The sequence below is a fragment of the Shinella yambaruensis genome, from assembly GCF_050859155.1.
In the GTDB taxonomy this organism is placed as follows: Bacteria; Pseudomonadota; Alphaproteobacteria; order Rhizobiales; family Rhizobiaceae; genus Shinella; species Shinella yambaruensis.
On sequence record NZ_CP150638.1, the window covers coordinates 1,733,603 to 1,752,736 of the forward strand.

The 19,134-nt window shown below is 65.3% G+C and carries 20 protein-coding genes; 15 read left to right on the top strand and 5 right to left on the bottom strand.

Going from position 1 to position 19,134, the window contains the following annotated elements; all coding sequences use genetic code 11:
- Positions 1-10 precede the first annotated feature (10 nt).
- From WMC41_RS08605 to WMC41_RS08620, 4 genes are read right to left on the bottom strand one after another with little or no spacing between them, the layout of a single operon-like run.
- Positions 11-436, bottom strand: coding sequence for an HIT family protein (locus tag WMC41_RS08605; RefSeq protein ID WP_432347697.1), 426 nt, complete (start codon positions 434-436; stop codon positions 11-13).
- 17 nt (positions 437-453) lie between these two features.
- On the bottom strand, positions 454-1,647 hold the full coding sequence (locus tag WMC41_RS08610; protein WP_432347698.1) for a GNAT family N-acetyltransferase: 1,194 nt from the start codon (positions 1,645-1,647) through the stop codon (positions 454-456).
- Between the two features lies 1 nt (position 1,648).
- Positions 1,649-2,374 (bottom strand): glycerophosphodiester phosphodiesterase, encoded by a 726-nt coding sequence (locus WMC41_RS08615; protein ID WP_244765570.1) that lies wholly within the window; start codon positions 2,372-2,374, stop codon positions 1,649-1,651.
- Entirely contained in the window at positions 2,374-2,838 is a 465-nt protein-coding gene (locus tag WMC41_RS08620; protein WP_432347701.1) for a RidA family protein, read from the bottom strand. The genes WMC41_RS08615 and WMC41_RS08620 overlap by 1 nt, the downstream gene beginning before the upstream one ends.
- Before the next feature lie 179 nt (positions 2,839-3,017).
- On the opposite strand from WMC41_RS08620, the gene WMC41_RS08625 reads away from it, so the two are divergent.
- The 14 genes from WMC41_RS08625 to lpxB all read left to right on the top strand — a co-directional run bounded on the left by WMC41_RS08625 (position 3,018) and on the right by lpxB (position 17,510).
- On the top strand, positions 3,018-3,845 hold the full coding sequence (locus WMC41_RS08625) for a cell envelope integrity EipB family protein (protein ID WP_064330155.1): 828 nt from the start codon (positions 3,018-3,020) through the stop codon (positions 3,843-3,845).
- A gap of 384 nt (positions 3,846-4,229) precedes the next feature.
- Positions 4,230-4,991, top strand: coding sequence for a 30S ribosomal protein S2 (gene rpsB / locus WMC41_RS08630; RefSeq protein WP_064330154.1), 762 nt, complete (start codon positions 4,230-4,232; stop codon positions 4,989-4,991).
- Positions 4,992-5,235: 244 nt separating this feature from the next.
- The gene (tsf, locus tag WMC41_RS08635) at positions 5,236-6,162 is read left to right on the top strand and encodes a translation elongation factor Ts (protein ID WP_244765568.1); all 927 of its coding nucleotides are present in this window, start codon (positions 5,236-5,238) and stop codon (positions 6,160-6,162) included.
- A gap of 207 nt (positions 6,163-6,369) precedes the next feature.
- Positions 6,370-7,092, top strand: a complete 723-nt coding sequence (gene pyrH, locus WMC41_RS08640) for a UMP kinase (protein ID WP_244765567.1) — start codon at positions 6,370-6,372, stop codon at positions 7,090-7,092.
- Between the two features lie 57 nt (positions 7,093-7,149).
- Positions 7,150-7,710, top strand: a complete 561-nt coding sequence (gene frr / locus WMC41_RS08645; protein WP_244765566.1) for a ribosome recycling factor — start codon at positions 7,150-7,152, stop codon at positions 7,708-7,710.
- Between the two features lie 42 nt (positions 7,711-7,752).
- Complete coding sequence (locus WMC41_RS08650; protein WP_244765565.1) at positions 7,753-8,499, top strand: isoprenyl transferase; 747 nt, start codon at positions 7,753-7,755, stop codon at positions 8,497-8,499.
- Complete coding sequence (locus WMC41_RS08655) at positions 8,499-9,332, top strand: phosphatidate cytidylyltransferase (RefSeq protein WP_244765564.1); 834 nt, start codon at positions 8,499-8,501, stop codon at positions 9,330-9,332. Before WMC41_RS08650 ends, WMC41_RS08655 begins: the two co-directional genes overlap by 1 nt.
- Positions 9,333-9,363: 31 nt before the next feature.
- Positions 9,364-10,491, top strand: coding sequence for an RIP metalloprotease RseP (gene rseP, locus WMC41_RS08660; RefSeq protein ID WP_432348302.1), 1,128 nt, complete (start codon positions 9,364-9,366; stop codon positions 10,489-10,491).
- 240 nt (positions 10,492-10,731) lie between these two features.
- Entirely contained in the window at positions 10,732-13,062 is a 2,331-nt protein-coding gene (bamA, locus tag WMC41_RS08665; RefSeq protein ID WP_432347704.1) for an outer membrane protein assembly factor BamA, read from the top strand.
- Between the two features lie 49 nt (positions 13,063-13,111).
- Entirely contained in the window at positions 13,112-14,179 is a 1,068-nt protein-coding gene (gene lpxD / locus WMC41_RS08670; protein WP_432347705.1) for a UDP-3-O-(3-hydroxymyristoyl)glucosamine N-acyltransferase, read from the top strand.
- The gene (fabZ, locus tag WMC41_RS08675) at positions 14,172-14,639 is read left to right on the top strand and encodes a 3-hydroxyacyl-ACP dehydratase FabZ (RefSeq protein ID WP_244765561.1); all 468 of its coding nucleotides are present in this window, start codon (positions 14,172-14,174) and stop codon (positions 14,637-14,639) included. Before lpxD ends, fabZ begins: the two co-directional genes overlap by 8 nt.
- Positions 14,636-15,451 (top strand): acyl-ACP--UDP-N-acetylglucosamine O-acyltransferase, encoded by an 816-nt coding sequence (gene lpxA / locus WMC41_RS08680; protein ID WP_272807456.1) that lies wholly within the window; start codon positions 14,636-14,638, stop codon positions 15,449-15,451. Before fabZ ends, lpxA begins: the two co-directional genes overlap by 4 nt.
- A gap of 5 nt (positions 15,452-15,456) precedes the next feature.
- On the top strand, positions 15,457-16,335 hold the full coding sequence (locus tag WMC41_RS08685; protein ID WP_432347706.1) for an LpxI family protein: 879 nt from the start codon (positions 15,457-15,459) through the stop codon (positions 16,333-16,335).
- Positions 16,332-17,510: a lipid-A-disaccharide synthase gene (gene lpxB, locus WMC41_RS08690; RefSeq protein WP_432347707.1), complete on the top strand. Its 1,179-nt coding sequence runs from the start codon at positions 16,332-16,334 to the stop codon at positions 17,508-17,510. Before WMC41_RS08685 ends, lpxB begins: the two co-directional genes overlap by 4 nt.
- 29 nt (positions 17,511-17,539) lie before the next feature.
- On the opposite strand, the gene gltA is transcribed toward lpxB, so the two are convergent.
- Complete coding sequence (gene gltA / locus WMC41_RS08695; RefSeq protein WP_432347708.1) at positions 17,540-18,829, bottom strand: citrate synthase; 1,290 nt, start codon at positions 18,827-18,829, stop codon at positions 17,540-17,542.
- Positions 18,830-18,877: 48 nt separating this feature from the next.
- Between gltA and WMC41_RS08700 the strand changes: the two genes are divergently transcribed.
- Positions 18,878-19,084: a hypothetical protein gene (locus WMC41_RS08700; protein ID WP_244765557.1), complete on the top strand. Its 207-nt coding sequence runs from the start codon at positions 18,878-18,880 to the stop codon at positions 19,082-19,084.
- The last annotated feature ends 50 nt before the right edge of the window (positions 19,085-19,134 follow it).

The window sequence follows — 19,134 nt, forward strand, 5'->3', positions numbered from 1 at the left end:
GGCGGATATGTCAGCCCTTCAACGCCTTGCGCAGCTTCTCCGCATTGGCAGCGAGCACGCCCTGGTCCTCCATCGTGCCGGAATGGGGCTTCAGCGGCTGGCCCTCGACGCGCGGGATGACGTGGAAATGCAGGTGATAGACGGTCTGGCCGGCGGCCGGTTCGTTGAACTGCATGACGGTGACGCCGTCGGCCTCGAACGCCTCCTTGGCGGCAGCCGCGACCTTCTGCACCACCGGCAGCAGGCGCGACAGCGTCTGCGGGGCGGCGTCGAGGATGTTGCGCGACGGCGTCTTGGGAATGACGAGCGTGTGCCCGTCCGCCTGCGGCATCACGTCCATGAAGGCGACCGCGTCGTCGTCCTCGTAGACGCGGTGCGCGGGAATCTCGCCGCGCAGGATCTTCGCGAAGATGTTGTTCGTGTCGTAGGCGGTCATGCTCGTCTCCGATGTGCTCAGTCGTGGTCGTCTTGGCCGCCCGCGCGGCGGAAGGGGCCGTGTTCGGCAAGATATTCGCCCGTCGCCTCGACGTCACGGCGCTCGCGCTCGAGATAGTCGGCGACGGCGCGCCGCAGGCCGGGATGGGTGATGTGGTGGGCCGAATGGGTGATGACGGGCAGGTAGCCGCGCGCCAGCTTGTGCTCGCCCTGCGCGCCGGCCTCCACGCGCGCCAGCCCCTTCTCGATCGCGAAATCGATGGCCTGGTGGTAGCAGACCTCGAAATGCAGGAAGGGATGGTCCTCGATGCAGCCCCAGTGCCGGCCGAAGAGCGTGTCGCCGCCGATGAAGTTGATCGCGCCGGCGATGTAGCGGCCGTTGCGTCTTGCCATCACCAGCAGGATGTCGTCCGCCATGCGCTGGCCGATCAGGCTGTAGAAGCGGCGGTTGAGATAGGGCCGGCCCCATTTGCGGCTGCCGGTGTCCATGTAGAAGGTGAAGAACTGGTCCCAGATCTTTTCGGTCAGGTCCCCGCCGGTCAGCCAGTCGATTTCGATGCCGTGCTCGAGCGCCGTTCGGCGCTCCTTCTTCAGCGCCTTGCGCTTGCGGGAGGCGAGCGTTTCCAGGAAATCCGCATGCGAGCCGTAGCCCGCATTGAGGAAATGGAACTGCTGGTCCGTGCGGTGCAGGTAGCCCGCGGCCTCGAAGACCGGCATTTCCGCTTCCGGCACGAAGGTGACATGCGCCGAGGAGACGCCATGGCGTTTCGACAGTTCCTTCAGCCCCTCGGCCAGCGCGGCCTGTGTCGCGATGACCGGCTGGTCCGGCCGGTGGAGGAGGCGCGGGCCGGTGGCGGGGGTGAAGGGAATGGAGGCCTGCAGCTTGGGATAATAGCGTCCGCCGGCACGCTCGAAGGCGTCGGCCCAGCCGTGGTCGAAGACATATTCGCCCTGGCTGTGGTTCTTCAGATAGACGGGCAGGGCGCCGAGAAGGGCGCCGTCGTCGCCCTCCAGCAGGAGATGCTGGCCGAGCCAGCCGGTCTCGGCGACGGCGCAGCCTGATTCTTCCAGCGCGGAGAGGAAGGCGTGGCTGACAAAGGGATTGTAGGGCACCTGCGCGTCGTCCCTGGAGGCGCCGGAAAGACGCCCCCAGTCGCCCGCCGGAATATCGGCGAAGCTGGTTTCGACACGGATGCGCACCGTCCCGGCCATGTTATGCCGTCAGCGGCTCGCGCGGATCGAAGCCCTCGAAGGTCATCTGGTCCGCGTTGAGCGCCGTGATCGTGCGCGCCTCGTCGTCGCGCACGGTCCAGGTGATGACCTGCCGGCCGAGGTCGCGCTGCCGGCTGACGAAGGCGTTCGGCAGGTGGCCGTAATAATAGGAGATGAAGTCGAGCCCGAGCTGCATCGCCTCCTCGTGCACGGCAAAATTCTCCGGCCGCGCACCTTCCGCCGTCAGGCCGACGGGGCGGCTGGTGCCGATCGCCTTGAGGTCTTCCAAGAGCCAGTGGTCGAAGCTCATCAGCGCGACGGGGCCGTCATAGTCCTCGATCGCATCGAGCACGGCCATGGCAAAGCCGTCGTCGTCGCCCTTGCGCCCCTTCAGCTCCAGGACGAGCGGCACGCGGCCCTTCACGAGGTCGAGGAGCTGGCGCAGCGTCGGCACGCCGTCCTCCGTGCCGCCGACCTTCAGCAGGCCGAGTTCGGCGGCGGTGCGCTGGCGCACGTCCCCCTCGATGCCGCAGAGCCGCTTCAGGTCGTCGTCATGGAAGACGACGGGAATGGCATCGGCGGCATAGTGCAGGTCGCATTCGATGGCAAAGCCGGCATCGGCCGCGCGGGCGAAGGCGGAGAGCGTGTTCTCCCAGACCTTGCGGTTGAGATCGTGATAGCCGCGATGGGCGATCGGCCGCTCGGTCAGCCAGGGGAATTTCTGCATCAGGCGATTTCCATGATGGCGTCGATCTCGACGGCCGCATTCAGGGGAAGCGCGGCCATGCCGACGGCGGCGCGGGCATGCTTGCCGGCATCGCCGAGGGCCGCGACGAGGAAGTTCGACGCGCCGTTGATGACGAGGTGCTGCTCGACGAAATCGGGCGTCGAGGCGACGAAGCCGTTGATCTTGATGATGCGCTTGATGCGCGAGAGGTCGCCGAGGGCGGCCTTGGCCTGGGCGAGAAGGCCGAGCGCGCACAGTTCCGCCGCCTTCTGGCCGCCGGGCACATCGACATTCCTGCCGAGATGGCCGGTGACGGCGAGCTTGCCGTCCAGCATCGGCAGCTGGCCGGAAATGTGGAGCACGTTGCCGCTGATGACGAAGGGCACGTAGTTGGCGGCCGGTGCTGCGGCCACGGGAATGTCGTAGCCCAGTTCCTTGACGCGGTTTTCGATTTCAGCGGACATTCCGGTCTCCGTTTCTTGTCGCCGGTCCATAGATAGGAGCGGCGAGGGGCGGCTGTGAGGGGCATTGCGGCGCGGATCGTCGCAATGGTGGAAATGAAGTTGGCAAGACGTGGATATTGCCTCGCTTTTGCCGGAAGAGTTCATATAACATCACGACCGACTTCAACAGGAGGAAACGGATGTTTCGTTCAGCCTTTGTCGCGGCCCTGACGGCCGGGGCATGCTTCGCCGGCAGCGGCGTTCCGAGCGCCTTTGCCACGCCGGCGACCGGGCTTGCGCCGCACCGCGCCGTCTATGACCTCAAGCTGAAGGACGCGACCGAGCGCTCCGGCATCGCCGGCATGTACGGCCGCATGGTCTACGAGTTCAACGGCAGCCCGTGCGACGGCTACACGGTGAGCTTCCGTTTCGTCACGCAGGTCAATACCGGCGAGGAAACGCGCCTCACCGACCAGCAGACGACCACCTACGAGGACCTGAAGAACGGCAGCTTCCGCTTCCTCACCCGCTCCTTCACCGACGAGAAGCTGGACAAGGAGGTGCGCGGCACGGCGCGCGAGGACAAGGAAGGCGTCAGCGTCGATCTCACCGCGCCGGACACGAAGCAGGTGGAGCTCGCCGCAAGCCGCTTCCCGACCGAGCACATGCTCGACGTCATCGAACATGCCAGGAAGGGCGAGCGCTTCTTCGAGGCGCGCCTCTTCGACGGCTCGGACGCCGGCGACAAGACGCTGATGACGACCGCCGTCGTCGGCAAGAAGGAAATGCCCAAGGCCGGCGATCCGGACGCCGACAAGGCCGGCAGCTTCTCCAAGGAGGCGTTCTGGCCGGTATCGATCGCCTACTACAACGATACGAGCGAAGGCGACGCGCTGCCGGTCTACCGCATGTCCTTCAAGCTCTACGAGAACGGAATCACCCGTGACCTCACCATGGACTACGGCGAGTTCGTGCTGAGCGGGAAGCTTGCCAAGCTTGAGATGTTCAAGCCGCAGGAATGCAAGTAGGCGACGGGCAAAGGACGTCCGCACAACCTCTCCTCCGTCATGGTCGGGCTTGACCCGACCATCCACGCCGCGGGCGCCAGGTGGATCCTCGGGTCGAGCCCGAGGATGACGACAGTGGGTGGGGCGGCGTTCGTTGTCGATGTGGCCTCTTTGGAGACACAGAAGGGGCGCCGACCGCCGTGCAAATGCCAAGGGTAATGTCCTGCATACCGACTTTTTTACCCCACGGCCCTTGATTTGCCGGGAAACTGCGGTTAAGGGGCAGCCATTCCACACGTGAGGCATGGGATTGTCCGGGAGAAATCCGGGCGGTTCCGCCGGTGGCGTTTCCGAAGGAAGCGCTGATCGCCTTGCGGAGGTTCAACCGGAAAAGGATGACAAGGCATGGCATTGCCCGATTTCTCTATGCGCCAGCTCCTGGAAGCCGGCGTTCACTTCGGCCACCAGACCCACCGCTGGAACCCGAAGATGAAGCCGTATATCTTCGGCGACCGCAACAACGTCCACATCATCGACCTCGCCCAGACCGTTCCGCTGCTCTCGCGCGCCCTTCAGGTCGTGTCCGACACGGTTGCCGGCGGCGGCCGCGTGCTCTTCGTCGGCACCAAGCGCCAGGCGTCCGACATCATTGCCGATGCCGCAAAGCGTTCGGCCCAGTACTACGTCAACGCCCGCTGGCTCGGCGGCATGCTGACGAATTGGAAGACCATCTCCAACTCGATCCAGCGCCTGCGCAAGCTCGACGAGATCCTGTCCTCGGAAGGTTCCGGCTATTCCAAGAAGGAACGCCTCAACCTCGAGCGCGAACGCGAGAAGCTTGAAAAGGCCCTCGGCGGTATCCGCGACATGGGCGGCACGCCGGACCTGATGTTCATCATCGACACCAACAAGGAATCGATCGCGATCCAGGAAGCCAAGCGTCTCGGCATTCCGGTCGTCGCCATCATCGATTCGAACTGCGACCCGGACCCGATCGACTTCCCGATCCCCGGCAACGACGACGCCTCGCGCGCCATCGCCCTCTACTGCGACCTGATCGCGCGTGCCGCCATCGACGGCATCGCCCGCCAGCAGGGCGCATCGGGCCGTGACCTCGGCGCGTCCGCCGAGGTTCCGGTCGAGCCGGCTCTCGAAGCCGAAGCGTAAGGCCAAGGTCGGAGCGAGGATTTCGTTCCTGCTTTCTTGAGATAACCGAGGCCAGAGAGACGATCCCTGGCCTCGGCTTGTTTGAAGACCCTGTCTGCCCGCGCTCCGCTGGGACGCGACCGAGGCGGCAGGTCGGCGGTGATCTTCATCACCCTGTCATACTTCCGGGTACATTCGTTCCCAAAACCTTGAGTTCGCCGAGGTTTTCCGGCGACACGCAACAAGAACCGACAAGAGGCTCACAATGGCTGAAATCACCGCTGCACTGGTGAAGGAACTGCGCGAAAAGTCCGGCGCAGGCATGATGGACTGCAAGAAGGCGCTGGCTGAAAACAACGGCGACATCGAAGCGGCAATCGACTGGCTGCGCGCCAAGGGCATCGCCAAGGCCGACAAGAAGTCGGGCCGCACCGCAGCCGAGGGCCTGATCGGCATCGCCAGCGCCGGCACGAAGGCCGTCGTCGTCGAGATCAACTCCGAAACCGACTTCGTAGCCCGCAACGATGCCTTCCAGACCATGGTTCGCGGCGTTGCCGACGTGGCGCTGACCACCGACGGCACCGTCGAGGCCGTTGGCGCCGCCACCTATCCGGCAACCGGCAAGTCGGTCACCGACACGATCAAGGACGCCGTCGCCACCATCGGCGAGAACATGAACCTGCGCCGCTCGGTCCTGCTGTCGGTCGAGGACGGCGTGGTCGCGACTTACATCCACAACGCCGCCGCCGACCGTCTCGGCAAGCTGGGCGTGCTCGTCGCGCTGAAGTCGACCGGCGACAAGGAAGCCCTGAACGCCATCGGCCGCCAGGTCGCCATGCACGTCGCCGCGACGGCTCCGCTCGCCATCCGCGCCGAGGAAGTCGACGCCGCCGTCGCCGAGCGCGAGCGCAACGTCTTCATCGAGCAGTCCCGCGCCTCCGGCAAGCCGGAAAACATCATCGAGAAGATGGTGGAAGGCCGCATGCGCAAGTTCTTCGAGGAAGTCGCCCTTCTGTCGCAGGCCTTCGTCATGAACCCCGACCTCACGGTCGGCGCTGCCGTCAAGGAAGCTGAAAAGACCGTCGGCGCGCCGATCGAAGTCGTCGGCATGGCCCGCCTGCTGCTCGGCGAAGGCGTCGAGAAGGAAGAGTCCGACTTCGCCGCCGAAGTCGCAGCCGTCGCCAAGGGCTGATTTTCACATTCCCGCTTGGGAAAAGAATAACCCGCCCGGGAAAAGAAGGGGGCGCCGCGTGACAACGCGGCGCCCTTCGTGTATCCGGCTTGCCGAAATGCCTGCCCCGAAATTCTCAAGCGGCGATGGCTGCCCTCAAGCGGGACCGCCCTCGGTTCTGCCCGGCTGCCGGTTCGGGAGAGCAGGTGCACGAGTTCAGGAGCGACCATGACGGCCAAGCCAATCTACAAACGTGTTCTGTTGAAAGCCTCCGGCGAGGCGCTGATGGGCTCGCAGGGTTTCGGCATCGATGTGGCGGTCGCCGATCGCATCGCCTCCGACATCGCCGAAGCCCGGGCGCTCGGCGTGGAGGTCGGCGTCGTCGTCGGTGGCGGCAACATCTTCCGCGGCGTGGCGGTTGCCTCCAAGGGCGGCGATCGCGTCACCGGCGACCACATGGGCATGCTGGCGACGGTCATCAACGCGCTGGCGCTCGCGACGTCGCTGCGCAAGCTCGACATCGACACGGTCGTCCTGTCGGCGATCGCCATGCCGGAGATCTGCGAGAGCTTTTCGCAGCGCGCGACGCTCTACCACCTTTCGCTCGGCCGCGTGGTGATCTTCGCCGGCGGCACGGGCAACCCGTTCTTCACCACCGATTCCGCCGCCGCGCTGCGCGCCGCCGAAATGGGCGCCGAAGCGATCTTCAAGGGCACGCAGGTCGACGGCATCTATTCGGCCGACCCGAAGAAGGACCCGGCCGCCACGCGCTTCGACCGCCTGACGCACAGCGAGGTCCTTGAAAGGGGCCTTGCCGTCATGGATGTCGCAGCCGTCGCGCTGGCGCGCGAGAACCACATCCCGATCATCGTCTTCTCCATCCATGAAAAGGGCGGTTTTGCTGAAATATTGACCGGGGGCGGGCGCGGGACCATCGTAACCGACAACTGATTCTTGAGGCGCGCACGCGAGGCGCGTGCAGCCGCTCTATGAAAACGGGAGTATCCGATGAGTGAAGGTATTGACCTGAAGGAACTGAAGCGTCGCATGGATGGCGCGATTTCGGCTTTCAAGAACGACATCGCGTCGCTGCGCACCGGCCGTGCCTCGGCCAACGTGCTCGATCCGGTGCAGGTCGAGGCCTATGGTTCGCGCGTGCCGCTGAACCAGGTCGCCAACATCTCCGTTCCCGAGCCCCGCATGCTGTCGGTCTCCGTCTGGGACAAGGGCATGGTCGGCGCCGTCGAACGCGGCATCCGCGAATCGAATCTCGGCCTGAACCCGATCATCGACGGCCAGAATCTCCGCATTCCGCTGCCCGAGCTCAACGAGGAGCGCCGCAAGTCGCTCGTCAAGGTCGCGCATGACTATGCCGAAAAGGCCAAGGTCGCGATCCGCCATGTGCGCCGCGACGGCATGGACGACCTCAAGAAAGCCGAAAAGGATGGCGATATCGGGCAGGATCTCTCCCGCAGCCAGTCCGAAAAGGTGCAGAAGATGACCGACGAGACGATTTTGGAGGTCGATCGCTTGCTTGCCGAGAAGGAAAAGGAAATCATGCAGGTCTAGGGCTTCTGCCGCCTGCCTCCGTTCCTCCTTTCCGGATCGTTCATGAACCAGCTCTCGCCCAGCACCGCACCGGCACACGTCGCCATCATCATGGATGGCAACGGACGCTGGGCGAATGCCCGCGGCCTGCCGCGCGCCATGGGGCACCGCAAGGGTGTCGAAGCGGTGCGCGAGGCCGTGCGCACGGCCGCCGAATGCGGCGTGCGCTATCTCACGCTCTTCGCCTTCTCCTCGGAGAACTGGAGCCGGCCGGAGAGCGAGATCAGCGACCTGATGGGCCTGCTCAAGACCTTCATCCGGCGTGACCTCGCGGTGCTGCACCGGGAGAACGTGCGCATCCGCGTCATCGGCGACAAGGCGAACCTTTCCAGCGACATCCTGCCGCTCCTGCTGGAGGCCGAGGACACGACCCGCGCCAATACCGGCATCACGCTGGTCATCGCCTTCAACTACGGTTCGCGCGACGAGATCGCCCGCGCCGTGCGCCGGCTCGCGGCCGAGGTCGCCGCCGGCCGCCTCGATCCCGCCGAGATCGGCCCGGAGCGCATCGGCGCCTCGCTCGACACGTCCGGCATTCCCGACCCCGACCTCATCATCCGCACCAGCGGCGAGGAGCGGCTCTCCAACTTCCTGCTCTGGCAGGCGGCCTATGCGGAGCTGATGTTCATTCCCGAGTTCTGGCCCGATTTTTCGCGCGACACCTTTGTCGCCGCGCTGTCGCGCTATGCCATGCGCGAGCGCCGCTTCGGCGGCCTGCAGGCGGCAAAGACGCTTGCGGTGGGTTCGTGATGCACAGCGAACTGCGCCTGCGCATCCTCTCCGGCATCGTGCTCGCCGTCGTCGTGCTTCTCGCGACCTGGCTCGGCGGCCTTGCCTTCCGCCTGCTCGCCTCGGCCATCGCGCTGCTCGTCTACTACGAATGGTCGACGATCATCCGCCTGCCGGAAACGGACTTCCGCGCCAATGCCTTCGGCTGGCTGTCGGTCGTGCTCGTCGCGGCGCTGGTGCTCTTCGGCTTCGACGAGCTCGCGCTGCCCGCGCTGATCGGCGCCACCCTGATCGGCATCGCCTATGCCTTTGCCCTGAAGGGCAGCGGCTGGCTTGCCGGCGGTATCGTCTATTCCGGCCTGACGGCGATCTCGCTCGCCGCCATACGCGGCGACACCGCCCACGGCTTTGCCGCCATGCTGTTCATCTTCGCCGTCGTCTGGGCGACGGACATCCTTGCCTATTTCGTCGGCCGCGCGGTCGGCGGGCCGAAGCTCGCCCCGCCCATCTCGCCGGGAAAGACCTGGTCGGGGGCGATCGGCGGGGCCATTTCCGCGGTTGTCGCCGGCACGCTCGTGCACATGATCTTCTTCCCGCTGAACGGCCTGTGGGTGCCGGCGATCGCGCTGGTGCTCTCGGTGTTCAGCCAGATCGGCGACCTTTTCGAATCCTTCATCAAGCGCCGTTTCGGCGTGAAGGATTCCAGCCGCCTCATTCCGGGACATGGCGGCGTCATGGACCGGGTGGACGGCCTTGTTTTTGCCTGCTTCGCCGCGTTCCTCATTGCGCTTGGCGACGCGATCGTTTCGGGCACCGTCAACACGCCGGCCGGCGTGTTCCTTTTCGGCCCGTAGCGGCGACACATTGGGGATTGGGTTCATGGACATGCTGGCTGGCTCCGTTGGATTCGTGACGGGCTACATCCTTCCCTTCCTGGTCGTGCTGACGCTCATCGTCTTCGTGCACGAGATGGGCCATTACCTTGCCGGCCGCTGGTCCGGCATCGGTGTCACGGCCTTCTCCGTCGGCTTCGGCCCGGAACTCTTCGGCTTCACCGACCGCCACGGCACGCGCTGGAAGCTCTCCGCCATCCCGCTCGGCGGCTATGTGAAATTCCTCGGCGACGACGACCCGGCCTCCATACCGGACTACGATACCGTCGCCTCGCTGCCGGAGGATGTGCGCAAGCGCACCTTCCTCGGCGCCGCCCTTTGGAAACGGGCGGTCACGGTCGCCGCCGGTCCCATCGCCAATTTCGTGCTCGCCATCGCCATCTTCGCCGTGATGTTCTCCATCTACGGCCGCCAGATCGCCGACCCGATCGTCGCGGAAGTGCGCCCGGACAGCGCCGCCGAAGAGGCGGGCGTGCGGCCGGGCGACCTCCTCGTCGCGCTCGACGGCAATCCGGTCGCGACCTTCGACGACGTGCGCCGCTATGTCAGCGTGCGCCCGGAGCTGACGATCACGGTGACGGTGCGCCGCGACGGCCAGGACCTCGACCTGCCCATGGTGCCCAAGCGCACCGAGATCACCGACCAGTTCGGCAACAAGATCGAGCTCGGCCTGATCGGCATCGTGACCAACCAGGAAAGCGGCAATTTCCGCGTCGTGGAATACGGCCCGGTCGAGGCAGTCGGGCAGGGCGTGCTGCAGAGCTGGCATATCGTGACGGGGACGTTCGACTATCTGTCCAACCTTGTGATGGGACGCATGAAGGCCGATCAGCTCGGCGGGCCGATCCGCGTCGCGCAGGCCTCCGGCCAGATGGCGACGCTCGGTGTTGCCGCCCTGCTGCAGCTTGCCGCTGTTCTGTCTGTTTCCATTGGACTTTTGAACCTGATGCCGGTTCCGGTACTTGATGGCGGCCATCTGATGTTCTATGCGGTGGAAGCTATCCGGGGCAGGCCTGTCGGGCCTGGGGCGCAGGAGATCGCATTCCGCATCGGCATGGCGCTGGTGCTCATGCTGATGGTTTTCGCGACCTGGAACGACATTTCCATGCTCCTCGGCTGAGGTTTGCCGCATTGCCGGCAGGGAATCGAAAAAGGGGGCCGCTTACGCTGAGGCAGTCGCGCTAACGCTCTGTTTACCGTAATGAAACGGATGTAGTGGCCTTCGGGCCACGGTTGGAATTGAAGTAAACAGAAATTAACGCGTACGCTTGCTTGTATGGCAAAAGCGGTTAAAACGGCAAACGTGACCGGAGTCGGGCGCGCGCCTGCCGGGACGTTGAAACGAAGGTAAGTAGTGAAGATGAAAGCTGGTTCAAACTTTTTGAACGCCGTGTCGGCCGTTGCATTGTCGGCCAGTATGGTTGTCACGGGCGGCTCTTTTGCCACGCTTGTCTCCGCCACCGTCGCGGAAGCGGCCGTGATCCGCAGCGTCCAGGTACGTGGTGCCAGCCGTGTGAGCGCCGATACGGTCAAGGCGAACATCACCATTGTACCCGGCAAGAACTTCTCCAACGCCGACATCGACGCTTCCGTGCGCCGCCTGTTCGCGACCGGCTATTTCTCCGATGTGAGAATCGCCGTCTCCGGCAGCACGCTCGTCGTCACGGTCGATGAAAACCAGCTGATCAACCAGGTCGTCATCAACGGCAACCGCAAGATCAAGGACGAGAAGCTCACGCCCGTCCTGCGCTCGCAGTCGCTCGGCCCGTACAGCGAAACCGCCATCGAAGCCGACAAGCAGGCCATCCGCGACGCCTATGCCTCGATCGGCCGCTCCGACGCCACCGTCACGACGCAGGTCTATCCGCTCGGCAATGGCCGCGTGAACGTCGCCTTCATCGTCGACGAGGGCGACCGCACGAAGATCTCGCAGATCAATTTCGTCGGCAACCAGGCCTACAGCAACAGCCGCCTGCAGGCCGTCATCGTCACCAAGAAGTCGAACTTCCTGTCGTTCCTGACCCGCAAGGACGTCTACAGCGAAGACAAGCTGCGCGCCGACGAAGAGGCGCTGCGCCAGTTCTACTTCAACAACGGTTATGCCGACTTCCGCGTCGTCTCGTCGGAAGCCGTCCTCGACGAAGCCTCCAACGAATATGTCGTGACCTTCACGGTCGAGGAAGGCCAGCGCTACGACTTCGGCCCCGTGAGCGTCGAATCGACGGTCGAGGGCATCGACGGCGAGGAGCTGCAGGGCCTCATCGAATCGCGCCCGGGCAAGGTCTACCGCGCCCGCGACGTGCAGGACACGATGTCCGAGATTTCCAAGCGCGTCGCGGCCAACGGCTATCCGTTCGCCCGCGTGACGCCGCGCGGCAACCGCGATCTCGGCAACGGCACGATCGCCGTCGACTATCTCGTCGACCAGGGCGAGCGCGCCTATGTCGAGCGCATCGAGATCCGCGGCAACACCCGCACGCGCGACTATGTCATCCGCCGCGAGTTCGACATCGGTGAAGGCGACGCCTTCAACCAGGAAGTCATCACGCGCGCCAAGCGTCGCCTCGAGGCGCTCGGCTACTTCTCGACCGTCAACATCTCCACGGCGCCGGGCAGCCAGCCCGACCGCGTCGTCCTGGTCGTCGACGTCCAGGACCAGTCGACCGGTTCGTTCGGTATCGGCGCCGGTTACGAGACGGGCGACAAGGGCGGCTTCAAGCTGGAAGCCTCGATCGAGGAGAAGAACTTCCTCGGCCGCGGCCAGTACATCCGCGTTGCTGCCGGCGGCGGCGAGAACTCGCGCGACTACAACCTGTCGTTCACCGAGCCCTATTTCCTCGGCTATCGCCTTGCGGCCGGCTTCGACGTGTTCAAGAACGAAGACGACAGCGAAGACTACTACAGCGTCGATACGCAGGGCTTCACGCTGCGCGTGACGGCTCCGATCACGGAAGACCTGTCGACGTCGCTGCGTTACAACTACACCAAGCTCGACTATAAATCCGGCGACCTGAGCGAGCTGTCTTCGCCCTACCAGCATGTCGTCGTCAACGGCCCTTGGGTTCGGTCCTCGATCTCGCACAGCCTGACCTACGACACGATCGACGACAGGACGTTGCCGCGGGACGGCATCTTCGCCCAGATCACGCAGGAATTTGCCGGCCTTGGCGGCGATTCGGACTTCTACAAGATTTCGGGCAAGGCCCGGTACTTCCATATGCTCATGGAGGATGCGGACGTCATCGGCTCGATCGCCGTCAGCGGTGGCCACATGTGGGGCCGCAACGACGTGAAGGTCTACGACCAGTTCACGCTGTCGGCAAATGACCTGCGCGGCTTCGAATCGGGCGGCATCGGCCCGCGCGCGACGTCGACGGGCGATGCGCTCGGCGGCACGACCTACTTCACGGCCTCCGCGGAAGCGTCCTTCCCGCTGCCGTTCATCGCGCGTGACTCCGGCTTCCGCGGTGCGGTCTTCGTCGATGCCGGCACGCTTTACGGCAACGACGTCAAGACCGTTGCGGCCGACAGGGTTCGTGGCGAGGACATGAGCCTGCGCGCCTCGGTCGGTGCCTCCATCATCTGGGCGTCGCCGTTCGGTCCGCTGCGTGTCGACTATGCTGTTCCGGTCAAGAAGGAATCCTTCGACGAGGTCCAGCGCTTCAAGTTCGGCATCGCAACCCAGTTCTGAGATAGGCAGTCCAGAACTGCGAGAAGACGGGCGTTCTGGAGTCATGCCTATGGAGCATAACTGGTTTTTTCCGCCCCATGACGGCGTTCGCCTGGGAGACCTGGCGGCAAGGCTTGGGGCGGAACTTGCCGACGCCGCGCATGCCGACCGCATCGTGCGCAGCGTCTCGCCCGTGAGCCGGGCGAAGGACGGCGACCTCTGTTACATCCTCTCCCGCAAGTTTCGCGCCGAGCTTGAGACCAGCGAGGCGACCGCGATCCTGTGCGATCGCGCTCTGGCCCCGCTCATTCCGTCGAAGATCGCGGTTCTGCTTTCGACCCGCCCGCACACGGCCTTTGCCCGCGCCGGGGAAATCCTGCATCCCGCCGCCATGCGGCCGGAAGCGATGACCTCGGCGCCCGCCGGCGTCGCCCAGGGCGCCTATGTCGATCCGCAGGCGCGCCTCGAGGACAATGTGTCCATCGAACCCATGGCGGTGATCGGCAGGGGCGCGGAGATCGGCGAGGGCAGCCGCATCGGCCCGGGCGCGATCGTCGGCGCGGGCGTGCGCATCGGCCGCGACTGCACGATCGCCGCGGGCGTCACGATCCAGTGCGCGCTGATCGGCAACAATGTCATCATCCACCCCGGCGCGCGCATCGGCCAGGACGGCTTCGGCTATGCGCCCGGCCTCAGGCCCGGCATGATCAAGATCGTCCAGATCGGCCGCGTGATCATCCAGGACCATGTGGAGATCGGCGCGAACACGACGATCGACCGGGGCACGATGGACGACACCGTCATCGGCGAGGGCACCAAGATCGACAACCAGGTCCAGGTCGGCCACAACGTGCGCATCGGCCGCCATTGCGGCATCGTCAGCGGCGTCGGCATCGCCGGCAGCACGCGCATCGGCGATGGCGTGATGATCGGCGGCGCGGCCGGCATCAACGGTCATATCACCATCGGAGACGGCGCGCAGATTGCCGCCATGAGCGGTGTCGTCGCCGATATTCCACCGGGCGAGAAATATGGCGGCATTCCCGCCCGCCCGATGCGCGATTTCCTGCGCGACATGGCGGAGATCGCCATGCGTTCCAGCACTCGAGTCCAGAAGAAGGGGGGCAACGATGAGTGAAGAGACCAAGGCGACGCTCGGCGTGGCTGATCTGCGTGAGATCCTGACGTTGCTTCCTCATCGCTATCCATTCCTGCTCGTCGACAAGATCGTCGACATCGACGGCGACGATTCGGCCATCGGCATCAAGAACGTCACGGTCAACGAGCCGCAGTTCATGGGCCATTTCCCCGATCACCCGATCATGCCGGGCGTGCTGCTCATCGAGGGCATGGCGCAGACGGCCGGCGCGATCTGCGCCCGCAAGACGCGCGCGGGCACCAATCTCGTCTACTTCATGACGATCGACAATGCGCGCTTCCGCAAGCCCGTCGTGCCCGGCGACCGCGTCGAATTCCACGTCGCCAAGCAGAAGCAGCGCGGCAATATCTGGAAGTTTCACTGCGACGCAAAAGTTGATGGGCAACTCGTCGCGGAAGCTGATATCGGCGCGATGATCGTCAAGAAGGAAGACGCCTGATCATGATTGCCGCCAGCGCGAAGATCCACCCGCTCTCCGTCATCGAGGACGGGGCGGTCATCGGTGAGAACGTCGTCGTGGGACCCTTCTGCCATGTCGGGCCCAAGGTCGTTCTCGGCGATGGCGTGGAACTTCTGACGCATGTGGTGGTCACGGGCCGCACGGATATCGGCCGCGGCACGCGCATCTTCGCCAATGCCGTCATCGGCGGCGATCCGCAGAGCGTGCATCACGACGGCGCCGAGACGACGCTTTCCGTCGGCGAGATGTGCGTCATCCGCGAAGGCGTGACGATGAACACCGGCACGACCGAAGGCGGCGGCAAGACCGTCGTCGGCAGCAACAACCTGTTCCTCGCCAATTCGCATGTCGCGCATGACTGCCAGCTCGGCAGCCACATCATCCTGTCGAACAATGTCATGCTCGCAGGCCATGTGACCGTCGAGGACCGGGTGATCCTCGGCGGCGGCTCGGCGGTGCACCAGTTCACCCGCATCGGCCGCCAGGCCTTCATCGGCGGCCTTTCGGCGGTCGCCTATGACGTCATCCCCTATGGCATGCTGAACGGCAATCCGGGCATCCTCGGCGGTCTCAACGTCGTGGGCATGAGCCGGGCGGGCATGGAGAAGGCGGCGATCCACGAGGTCCGCCGCGCCTTCAAGCAGATTTTCGAAGGCGAGGGCTCGATCCGCGCCAATGCGGCCGCGATCCGCGCGGATTATGCGAACAGCGTGCCCGTCATGCACATCCTCGATTTCATCGCCGCCGAAAGCGACCGCGCGCTCTCCTCGCCGAACCGCGGCAAGGCCTGAGCGGCATGGCGGACAGCCGGCCCCTCGCGCGCGACCGGCTGGCCATCATCGCCGGCGGCGGCCTCCTGCCGCGCTATGTCGCGGATGCGGCCCGCGCCCGTGGCGAGGATCCCTACATCCTGGCGCTGCGCGACGAAGCCAGCCCGGACTGGTCCGGCTTCGAGCACCAGGTCATCTCCATCGGCAACTATGCCGGCATCGGCGCCGCCTTCCGGGCGAAGGGCATCGGCCGGGCCGTGCTGTCGGGCTCCGTCCGGCGCCGGCCGGAATGGCGGGACATCCATGCGCCGCTGAAGGCCCTTGCCGCCGTGCCCTCCATCATCCGCACCCTGCTGAAGGGCGGTGACGATGCGGTGCTGAAGATGGTCATCCGGCTGATCGAGGCCGAGGGGGTGCGTGTCGTCGGCGCGCATGACATCGTGCCGGACCTGCTCGGCAGCGAAGGCTCGCTCGGCGCCGTCGCCCCGGACGCGGCCGCCGAGGCCGATATCGCCGCCGCCGCCGCCGCCGCGCTGGCACTCGGCCGCCTCGACGTGGGGCAGGGCGCCGTTGCGCTCGGCGGGCGCGTGGTGGCGCTGGAGGGGGCGGAGGGCACGGATGCGATGCTGGAGCGGGTGGCGGGCCTGCGCGCGGCCGGGCGCATCTCCGCGCGCCGCAAGGGCGTGCTCGTCAAGCTCTGCAAGCCGGAGCAGGACCTGCGCGCCGACCTGCCGTCGATCGGCGTGGAAACCCTGCGCCGCGCCCGCGCCGCCGGCCTCGCGGGGATTGCGGTGGAGGCGGGGCGCTCGCTGGTGCTGGAGCGCGCGGCGCTCGTTGCCGAAGCGGATGCGAACGGCCTGTTCGTGACCGGCATCGTGCCGGACAGGGCGGAGATGCGGCAATGACGGAAAGACCCCTGACGATCGGCGTCGTTGCCGGCGAGGTTTCCGGCGATCTCCTCGGCGGCGACCTGATCGCGGCCTTGCGGGTTGCCCATGCCGGCCCGGTCGCGCTCGTCGGCGTCGGCGGCGAGGCACTGGAGCGGCAGGGGCTTCAATCCCTGTTCGATTTCTCCGAGCTCTCCATCATGGGAATCTCGCAGGTGCTGAAACGCCTGCCATCGCTCATCCGCCGCATTCGCCAGACGGCCGATGCCCTGATCGCCGCGCGACCGGACGTGCTTGTCATCATCGACAGCCCGGACTTCACCCACCGCGTGGCGCGCCGCGTGCGCAAGGCACTGCCGGACCTGCCGGTCGTCAACTATGTCTGCCCGAGCGTCTGGGCCTGGAAGGAAGAGCGCGCGCCGCGCATGCGCGCCTATGTCGACCACGTCCTCGCCCTCCTGCCGTTCGAGCCGGCCGTGATGGAGCGGCTCGGCGGCCCGGCGACGACCTATGTCGGCCACCGGCTGATCGGCGATCCCGATATCCGGCACATCCGCGCCGCGCGCCTTGCCCGCGCCGAGCGGGCGCCCGGCGAGCGCGTCTGCCTGCTGCTTCCCGGCTCGCGCGGCACCGAAATCACCCGCCTGCTGCCGGTCTTCGGCGAGGCCGCACGGGAGATCACCGCGCGAAACCCCGGCACGCGCTTCCTCCTGCCCACCGTGCCGCGGCAGGAAGCGCTGGTGCGAAAGCTGACGGCAGACTGGCCGGTGAAGCCGCAGATCACCGTGTCCACCGCGCAGAAGTGGCAGGCCTTCACCGAGGCCGATGCGGCGATCGCGGCATCCGGCACCGTCATCCTCGAACTGGCGCTCGCCCGCGTGCCGGTCGTCTCGACCTATCGTTTCGACTGGCTCGCCAACCTCTTCCTCGGCAAGGTGAGGATCTGGACGGCGGCGATCCCCAACATCATCGCCGACTATGCCGTCGTGCCGGAATACCTGAACGACATGGTGCGCCCCGGCAGCCTGACCCGCTGGTTCGAGCGGCTTTCGCAGGAGACGATGCAGCGCCGCGCCATGCTGCAAGGCTACGACCTCGTGCACGAACGCATGCAGACCGGAAGGCCGCCCGGCGAGACCGGCGCGGCGGTCATCCTCGATCTCCTTGCAGCAAAAAAGCCCGGTCGAAACTGACCGGGCTTTTTCATGGATATCTGCTGAAATCAGCGCTTGGAGACGGGGATATAGTCGCGCTTCGGAGCGCCGACATAGAGCTGGCGCGGACGGCCGATGCGCTGTTCCGGGTCTTCGATCATCTCGTTCCACTGGGCGATCCAGCCGACCGTGCGGGCGAGCGCGAAGAGCACGGTGAACATGGTGGTGGGGAAGCCCAGCGCCTTCAGCGTGATGCCCGAGTAGAAGTCGATGTTCGGATAGAGCTTCTTCTCGATGAAGTACTCGTCCGTCAGCGCGATGCGCTCCAGCTCCATGGCGACTTCCAGCATCGGATCGTCCTTGATGCCGAGCTCGCCGAGAACCTCGTGCGTCGTCTTCTGCATGATGCGGGCGCGCGGGTCGTAGTTCTTGTAGACGCGGTGGCCGAAGCCCATCAGGCGGAACGGGTCGTTCTTGTCCTTGGCCTTGGCGACATATTCCGGAATGCGCTCGACCGAGCCGATTTCGGCGAGCATGTTGAGCGCGGCTTCGTTCGCGCCGCCATGGGCCGGGCCCCAGAGGCAGGCGATGCCGGCCGCGATGCAGGCGAAGGGATTGGCGCCGGAGGAGCCGGCGAGGCGGACCGTCGAGGTGGAGGCGTTCTGCTCGTGGTCGGCATGCAGGATGAAGATGCGGTCCATGGCGCGTGACAGCACCGGGTTCACCACATAGTCCTCGCACGGCACGGCAAAACACATGCGCAGGAAGTTCGACGCGTAGTCGAGGTCGTTCTTCGGGTAAACGAAGGGCTGGCCGATATGGTACTTGTAGGCCATGGCGGCGATCGTCGGCATCTTGGCGATCATGCGCAGCGAGGCGACCATGCGCTGGTGCGGATCGGTGATGTCGGTGGAGTCGTGGTAGAAGGCCGACAGCGCGCCGACACAGCCGCACATGACGGCCATCGGGTGCGCGTCGCGGCGAAAGCCGGTGAAGAAGCGGCTCATCTGCTCGTGCACCATGGTGTGGTGCGTGACACGGTAGTCGAAATCGTCCTTCTGGGCCTTGGTCGGCAGCTCGCCGTACAACAGAAGATAGCAGACTTCGAGGAAGTCGCCGTGTTCGGCCAGCTGCTCGATCGGGTAGCCGCGGTGCAGCAACACGCCTTCGTCGCCATCGATATAGGTGATCTTCGACTCGCAGGAGGCGGTGGAGGTGAAGCCGGGGTCGTAGGTGAAGGCGCCTGTATTCTTGTACAGCGTGCCGATGTCGATCACATCGGGGCCGATCGTACCGGACCGGGTCGGCAATTCGATTGTCTTGTCACCGATCGACACACCCGCGCTTGTTCCTGTCATAACGATCCTCCGTTGTTTCCAATGGCGGCACGAGGTTGTGCCGGAACCATGAACATGCTCGTTTTGCTAGCCCATTTGCGTTTGCATGCCAAGCGAGACCAAAGGCAAATTGTGCATTGCGAAAACAGGCTTTCCGGCAACGCAATATCTACCCTTTCCAACAAGTTTCAAGCAACTTTTGCGCGTGTTTCATTAAATGCGGAGGTGGCATCCTTTCTGTTTGGCTTAGCATCTGCGGCAGCTACTGCTGATTGAATATTCTTCCGTTCGATTGCATGATGAGGTCCGGACGGGCGGGGCCGCGA

Coding starts and splice junctions, on each gene's coding strand:
- WMC41_RS08605 (WP_432347697.1), bottom strand. CDS start 436: ATGACCGCCTACGACACGAACAACATCTTCGCGAAGATCCTGCGCGGC.
- WMC41_RS08610 (WP_432347698.1), bottom strand. CDS start 1,647: ATGGCCGGGACGGTGCGCATCCGTGTCGAAACCAGCTTCGCCGATATT.
- WMC41_RS08615 (WP_244765570.1), bottom strand. CDS start 2,374: ATGCAGAAATTCCCCTGGCTGACCGAGCGGCCGATCGCCCATCGCGGC.
- WMC41_RS08620 (WP_432347701.1), bottom strand. CDS start 2,838: ATGTCCGCTGAAATCGAAAACCGCGTCAAGGAACTGGGCTACGACATT.
- WMC41_RS08625 (WP_064330155.1), top strand. CDS start 3,018: ATGTTTCGTTCAGCCTTTGTCGCGGCCCTGACGGCCGGGGCATGCTTC.
- rpsB (WP_064330154.1), top strand. CDS start 4,230: ATGGCATTGCCCGATTTCTCTATGCGCCAGCTCCTGGAAGCCGGCGTT.
- tsf (WP_244765568.1), top strand. CDS start 5,236: ATGGCTGAAATCACCGCTGCACTGGTGAAGGAACTGCGCGAAAAGTCC.
- pyrH (WP_244765567.1), top strand. CDS start 6,370: ATGACGGCCAAGCCAATCTACAAACGTGTTCTGTTGAAAGCCTCCGGC.
- frr (WP_244765566.1), top strand. CDS start 7,150: ATGAGTGAAGGTATTGACCTGAAGGAACTGAAGCGTCGCATGGATGGC.
- WMC41_RS08650 (WP_244765565.1), top strand. CDS start 7,753: ATGAACCAGCTCTCGCCCAGCACCGCACCGGCACACGTCGCCATCATC.
- WMC41_RS08655 (WP_244765564.1), top strand. CDS start 8,499: ATGCACAGCGAACTGCGCCTGCGCATCCTCTCCGGCATCGTGCTCGCC.
- rseP (WP_432348302.1), top strand. CDS start 9,364: ATGCTGGCTGGCTCCGTTGGATTCGTGACGGGCTACATCCTTCCCTTC.
- bamA (WP_432347704.1), top strand. CDS start 10,732: ATGAAAGCTGGTTCAAACTTTTTGAACGCCGTGTCGGCCGTTGCATTG.
- lpxD (WP_432347705.1), top strand. CDS start 13,112: ATGGAGCATAACTGGTTTTTTCCGCCCCATGACGGCGTTCGCCTGGGA.
- fabZ (WP_244765561.1), top strand. CDS start 14,172: ATGAGTGAAGAGACCAAGGCGACGCTCGGCGTGGCTGATCTGCGTGAG.
- WMC41_RS08685 (WP_432347706.1), top strand. CDS start 15,457: ATGGCGGACAGCCGGCCCCTCGCGCGCGACCGGCTGGCCATCATCGCC.
- lpxB (WP_432347707.1), top strand. CDS start 16,332: ATGACGGAAAGACCCCTGACGATCGGCGTCGTTGCCGGCGAGGTTTCC.
- gltA (WP_432347708.1), bottom strand. CDS start 18,829: ATGACAGGAACAAGCGCGGGTGTGTCGATCGGTGACAAGACAATCGAA.
- WMC41_RS08700 (WP_244765557.1), top strand. CDS start 18,878: ATGAACATGCTCGTTTTGCTAGCCCATTTGCGTTTGCATGCCAAGCGA.